We start from the raw sequence: 6,148 nt of genomic DNA on the forward strand, positions 1-6,148 counted from the left end.
AGCTAATTACCTTAGGATATTTAGCTATTAATATCTTGCGTGGTGATATTGGCACCGAGTTGACGGAGCTTTTTAAAGCGCTCACGGGCGGCTTGTTTAGCTAACGCTTCAACGGGTACAAAATCAAAAACTTGGTTAAAGCGACGAATAAAATCCGGCAACTGGGCGGCCAAGTTTATTAAAACTTTACGATTACCAACCGGCGGTGTGGTGCCGATTTCAACAGGAGCGCCGCCTTTGGGGCCTTCGCCTTGGAGGTTGTGAGGCACAAAACTGTCAGGATCAAAAGACCAAATCGTTTCATCAATGGCATGGGCAGTGTCTGTGTTATCAACAAAAACGAAAACACGGTGGCCAAGGCGATACTGATCTGCCGCAATTTGTGCCGCTAAACTAAAATGATCATCGGCTTTAGCGTGTGACTCATCTTGTTGCTTTAGAACAAAAAATTGTGCGTTGATGCTCATTGTATCGGGGCTTCCCATAACATTGTATATGGTACGAATGAGTACACATAAATTAGAGCATGGATTTTGCCATAAAAGCCTGATTGCTTCAATGAATACACTGTTATAGGTATGTATAAATCAGCCAACAAAAAAGGCGCTAAAAGCGCCTTTTAATCCCGTTTACAACGGATTATTAATCTTGTGCGGCTTCACTGAGACCGGCACGATTAAGTAAGTACTGCGTTAACATTGGAACAGGCCGACCCGTAGCTCCTTTATTTTTACCGCTACGCCACGCTGTTCCAGCCACATCTAAATGTGCCCAGTTATATTTCTTAGTAAATTTTGATAAGAAACAGGCTGCTGTAATAGTACCCGCAGCTCGACCACCTAAGTTAGTAAAATCAGCAAATGGGCTTTCAAGTTGATCTTGATAATCATCCCACAAGGGTAACTGCCATGCGCGGTCACCGCTTTGCTCAGACGCTTTAAGTAAATCATGCGCCAGTGGATTATGGTTTGATAGCAAACCAGTTGCATGCGCACCGAGTGCAACAATGCACGCACCAGTTAAAGTTGCTACATCAATCACTGTTTCAGGTTCAAAACGCTCAACATACGTAAGGGCGTCGCATAATACTAAACGTCCTTCTGCATCGGTATTGAGCACTTCAACTGTTTGCCCCGACATAGTCGTTAAAATATCACCAGGGCGATAAGCGTTTGAACTAGGCATGTTTTCACAGCCTGCTAAAATACCAATCACATTGATAGGTAATTGCATTTGTGCAAGAGAACGCATTGCGCCAATAACACCCGCTGCACCCCCCATGTCGTATTTCATTTCATCCATACCTTCGCCAGGCTTAAGAGAAATACCGCCAGAGTCAAAGGTAAGGCCTTTACCAACAAGAACGATAGGGGCTTGATCTTTTGCGCCTCCTGTATAGTTGATAACCGACATAACAGATTCGTTGTCACTACCACGGCCAACAGCTAAGTATGAGTTCATACCTAGTTCAGCCATTTTTTCTTCGCCAATAAGGTCAACACTCACGTTTTCAAAATTGGTTGCCAATTCTTGTGCTTGTTCGCCTAAATACGCAGGGTTGCAAATATTTGGTGGCATATTTGCTACGTCTTTACATAACTTGCTACCAGCGGCAATAGCTAAGCCATGTTCAATGGCACTTTCACCAATGGTTAATTCGCGACGTGTTGGTACGTTAAACACAATTTTGCGTAGTGGGCGGCGTGGGTCGCTCTTTTTACTTTTTAATTGGTTAAACGTGTATAAGCAGTCTTGAGTTGTTTCAACTGCTTGGCGTACCTTCCAATAGGTATCGCGGCTTTTAACGTGTTGCTCAGTCAAAAAGCAAACTGCTTCCATTGAACCCGTTTCGTTTAGGGTATTGATGGTTTTTGAAATAATTTGCTTATATTGTTTGTCGTCAAGCTCACGCTCTTTACCACAACCGACTAATAAAATACGCTCACTTAAAACATTGGGTACATGATGCAATAGCAACACTTGTCCTGGTTTTCCTTCAAGGTCACCACGACGAAGTAAATTAGAGATATAACCATCACTGATTTTATCGAGTTGTTCACCAATGGGGGATAAACGACGTGGCTCATAAACGCCAACTACAATACATGCGCTACGCTGCTTTTCAGGACTACCACTTTTTACGCTAAATTCCATTGTCACTCCTAATTTTGAGTCATAGAACCCTTAATATGGGTAATTTAATAAATTTCTAGGGCTAAGCAACTTTATATGTTTAATCTTAGTCTAAAAACGTTAACTCATTATGTGTTTTTGAACTTTATACCTTTGACTCGATTAATACCACTAAAGCGGCAATATATCGTGTTGTTAGGTATGATAAATATACCCAAACCACCTCAAGATGCAGAATTCAGCGCTTCAAAGCGGCTTAATATCAAGGCGTTACTTTGCGACAATGGCACTCCCTTTTAAGAAGGAACAACGATGAGAGTAAGTTCCTGTGAAACGCCCAAAGGGTTGGTTTAAAAGTGATTTATACTGCTTTATTGATTTTAACAATAGAACCACTATTACTTGCAATCAACGCCTTGGCTAAATCGCTTTTAATTCCAACTGAAACTCGCATCTTGAGGTGGTTTGGGTATAATGCTGATGGCATATAATAAATAGAGTAAAATGCTAAGTTTACTTAGTTTTTCCCGCTACAGAAGTAAAACTCGATGTTTAACAGGGGCAAGCATTGCTAATTTTCCGTTATTTGACCACTGAAGTCTTAAAGTCTCAGGTCGCTGTATTTTTAACCCTAATGACCATCTTTTTGTCGCAAAAATTTGTGGTAATTTTAGGCGATGCGTCCGAAGGGGGTATCCCCGCCAAGCTTGTGCTATCGATGATTGCACTCAAACTCCCACAATTGGCCTCATTAATTTTACCATTGAGTATTTTCTTAGGGATCATTCTGGCCTATAGCCGTATTTACGCAGACAGTGAAATGACCGTGCTTAAGGCATGCGGAGTAAGTGAATGGTATGTCGTTCGTGTGACGCTCATTTCAAGCGTTGGATTAGCGATAATGGCTGGGTTTCTCACATTATACGTAGCGCCTTGGGCGAGTGAGCTTGAATACCAATTAAAAGAGCAGGCCAAAGCTGATGCGGGATTATCTGCTCTCAGAGCTGGGCGATTCCAACAAACCGGCAATGAAAAAGCGGTTGTATTTATTCACAATATTGATAACGGCGGAAAAGAACTTAATAAAGTTTTTGTAGCGCAATTACCCGACAACGACAAAGATAACTTAGCCCGCTTGGTTTATGCGCAGCGTGGTGTGGTTGTTGAGCAAGAGAACGGTGAGCAACAACTCGTACTCAGCGAAGGGAAGCGTTATGAGACGGATGGTCAGACACCGACACTTAACTTAACTGAATTCGATGGTTACAGTGTGCAAATACGCGAACAAGAGATAGAGCATCAGCGCCGCAAATTAGAAGCTGTGCCAACGATGGACTTAATCGCTATAAATACGCCTGAGGCAGTGGCGCAATGGCAATGGCGCGTAGCTATTCCGCTTTCGATTCCACTACTAACCTTGTTGGCTGTTCCTTTAAGTGTGGTGAATCCACGTCAAGGTAAATTTGCGAAGTTAGTACCTGCAATTAGTTTGTACTTAGGTTATTTTATTTTACTTAATGCCGCCAAATTTGCAGTTGAAGATGGCAAAATACCCCCTTCAATTGGTTTATGGTGGATTCACTTTACGGCATTATTTATTGGAGGCTTTTTGATTATAAAAGGGCGGCCAATAGGTGCTTGGCTCAAAGCGTTTGTTACTAAGCGGGAGTTAGGCGCATGATGAAAACACTCGATGTGTATTTAGGCCGAAGCATATTACAAACCACTGGCTTTGCCCTCATGGTATTAGTTGGGATCAGTACGCTAATAAAATTTATAGAACAGCTTAAATCAGTTGGTCGAGGAAGTTACGATATCGCTACAGCATTATTGTACACCCTGTATAGTATGCCCGGTGATTTAGTTGTGTTCTTTCCTATGGCGGCGTTAATAGGTGGTTTAACTGGTTTGGGTGCACTCGCATCGAATAGTGAGTTAGTGGTGATGCAAGCGGCGGGTATGTCACGGCTGCAAATCATTGTATCAGTAATGAAAACCGCCATATTTATGGCTATTTGTATGATGGCACTGGGCGAATGGGGTGCGCCTGAAGCACAGCTAAAGGCTAAAGAAATACGCAACCAAGCAATTTATGGTGGTGATGTATTTAACGCACAACAAGGTGTTTGGGCTAAAGATGGTAATAACTTTATTAATATTGAAGATGTAGATCAAAATGGTGTGCTAAATGGCATGAATATGTACCATTTTGATAAGTCATTACAATTGACTCAGATTACCAATGCACGTGAAGCCGTTAGTCGAAAAGGTGGCTGGCTATTGCGCGACGTCAATAAAGTGCAAATAGGTGAAGAGCAGATAAATACTCAGCAGCTCGATGAAGAGTTTTATGAGTCACAATTAACGGCTGAAAAGCTGGGGGTCGTGTCAGTGAAGCCTGAGTCACTGTCGTTTACAGGGCTTTGGTCTTACTTAGATTACCTTAAACAAAATGAGCAAGATACCAGTACATACGAACTCGCGTTATGGCGAAAAGTAATGCAACCTGTGTCCATTGCCGTTATGTTGCTGGTTGCACTATCATTTATATTCGGCCCTCTTAGAACGGTTACTATGGGCGCACGAATAGTGATGGGGGTTGTGACAGGAATTGTATTTCACTTAACCAATGAAATTTTTGGTCCTGTGGTGATGGTTTATCAAATACCAGCAATTATAGGTGCAACAGTACCGAGTGTTATATTTATCGGTTTTGCGACTTACTTATTAAATAAACGAAATTAATAACTAGGAGCAATTTTCACAGCTCCTAGAAACCGCAAAGTAACAATTTAATCTAACGATTGGTAAATACGTTTATTTTCTTCTTTAGTTAATGCAATGACTTCTGTTCTAGCAATATAATCTTGCAGTGCACGTTTGTTTTTGAAATCCACTAACACCACCAAGTTGCCCAACCCTAATAATGCGCTAAGGCTTCTAATGATTGCTTGTGGCCAGCTGATCAAGTTACCCTCACGTGTTTGCACTTTTAAGCGCCATGCACGCATACCAATTGTTTGACCGCTCTTTGTCCAAAAATAAGCAAAAAATACAATGTTAACGGCAACAAATAATGCACTGCGCAAACCATATAACAGCGGAGAGTCTTGGATTAAAGCGGCTGGGTCTTCTGTTGGCGCGATAACACCGAGCGCAATAAAACTTTGAATTGCTGCAAAGTATAAAATAGCCGTTAGCATAGACAGTGAAATGACGACTAATGAGTCGTAAATTAATGAAGCAAAGCGACGCCAAAAGCCCGCACTTGGAAAATCACCAGACATAAATATACTCACAAAGTTAATATGCGGGCTAGTTTAGCAAATAGGGTGACAAATACTAGGACTGCAAAACCATACAATGTTAATGGTTGCTCAATTGTTAAGCGGTTGTTCACGCTTTTGTAAAAAAGGCTTGCCGCTAAGGCCATTGTTTGTATAATGCTTGGCATAGAGACGAAGACAGCTTGATAAGTCCTAGCTCTAAAGTGGTTTTTCTTTATCTTCTCGTGTTTAGAAGGTTAAAGAAAAATGATGCCAGCGTGATGAAATTGGTAGACATGGGGGATTCAAAATCCCCTTCCGAAAGGAGTGGCGGTTCGAGTCCGCCCGCTGGTACCACTTTTGATAGCCCTTGCTTTTTAGCAAGGGTTTTTTTATGCCTATAGAAAAGTGCAATTCGGACTCGAGCGCCACTTGGAGTGGCGCTGTTACGAGTTAAAGTCCGCCCGCTGGTACCACTTTTGATAGCCCTTGCTTTTTAGCAAGGGTTTTTTATGCCTATAGAAAAGTGCAATTCGGACTCGAGCGCCACTTGGAGTGGCGCTGTTACGAGTTAAAGTCCGCCCGCTGGTACCACTTTTGATAGCCCTTGCTTTTTAGCAAGGGTTTTTTTATGCCTATAGAAAAGTGCAATTCGGACTCGAGCGCCACTTGGAGTGGCGCTGTTACGAGTTAAAGTCCGCCCGCTGGTACCACTTTTGATAGCCCTTGCTTTTTAGCAAGGGTTTTTT

General features: G+C 42.1%; 5 protein-coding genes and 1 tRNA gene. 3 read left to right on the forward strand and 3 right to left on the reverse strand.

The features are described from left to right. Positions 1–20 precede the first annotated feature (20 nt). Both ATS75_RS17610 and pepA read right to left on the reverse strand, forming a co-directional pair. Positions 21–467, reverse strand: coding sequence for a DNA polymerase III subunit chi (locus ATS75_RS17610; RefSeq protein WP_058561732.1), 447 nt, complete (start codon positions 465–467; stop codon positions 21–23). 175 nt (positions 468–642) lie between these two features. Then, the gene (gene pepA, locus ATS75_RS17615) at positions 643–2,154 is read right to left on the reverse strand and encodes a leucyl aminopeptidase (protein ID WP_058561733.1); all 1,512 of its coding nucleotides are present in this window, start codon (positions 2,152–2,154) and stop codon (positions 643–645) included. 547 nt (positions 2,155–2,701) lie between these two features. Here pepA and lptF point away from each other — a divergent pair. Both lptF and lptG read left to right on the forward strand, forming a co-directional pair. Next, positions 2,702–3,814: an LPS export ABC transporter permease LptF gene (lptF, locus tag ATS75_RS17620; RefSeq protein ID WP_058561734.1), complete on the forward strand. Its 1,113-nt coding sequence runs from the start codon at positions 2,702–2,704 to the stop codon at positions 3,812–3,814. After that, complete coding sequence (gene lptG, locus ATS75_RS17625) at positions 3,811–4,878, forward strand: LPS export ABC transporter permease LptG (protein ID WP_058561735.1); 1,068 nt, start codon at positions 3,811–3,813, stop codon at positions 4,876–4,878. Before lptF ends, lptG begins: the two co-directional genes overlap by 4 nt. Before the next feature lie 47 nt (positions 4,879–4,925). Here the strand turns inward: lptG and ATS75_RS17630 are convergent, their stop codons facing one another. Then, the gene (locus ATS75_RS17630; protein WP_058561736.1) at positions 4,926–5,420 is read right to left on the reverse strand and encodes an RDD family protein; all 495 of its coding nucleotides are present in this window, start codon (positions 5,418–5,420) and stop codon (positions 4,926–4,928) included. A 251-nt stretch (positions 5,421–5,671) separates the two neighbouring features. Here ATS75_RS17630 and ATS75_RS17635 point away from each other — a divergent pair. Then, positions 5,672–5,756: transfer RNA gene (locus ATS75_RS17635), tRNA-Leu, on the forward strand. Positions 5,757–6,148: the final 392 nt, after the last annotated feature.

It is taken from the genome of Pseudoalteromonas sp. H105, assembly GCF_001469215.1.
Lineage (GTDB): Bacteria > Pseudomonadota > Gammaproteobacteria > Enterobacterales > Alteromonadaceae > Pseudoalteromonas.

Coding starts and splice junctions, on each gene's coding strand:
- lptG (WP_058561735.1), top strand. CDS start 3,811: ATGATGAAAACACTCGATGTGTATTTAGGCCGAAGCATATTACAAACC.
- pepA (WP_058561733.1), bottom strand. CDS start 2,154: ATGGAATTTAGCGTAAAAAGTGGTAGTCCTGAAAAGCAGCGTAGCGCA.
- ATS75_RS17610 (WP_058561732.1), bottom strand. CDS start 467: ATGAGCATCAACGCACAATTTTTTGTTCTAAAGCAACAAGATGAGTCA.
- ATS75_RS17630 (WP_058561736.1), bottom strand. CDS start 5,420: ATGTCTGGTGATTTTCCAAGTGCGGGCTTTTGGCGTCGCTTTGCTTCA.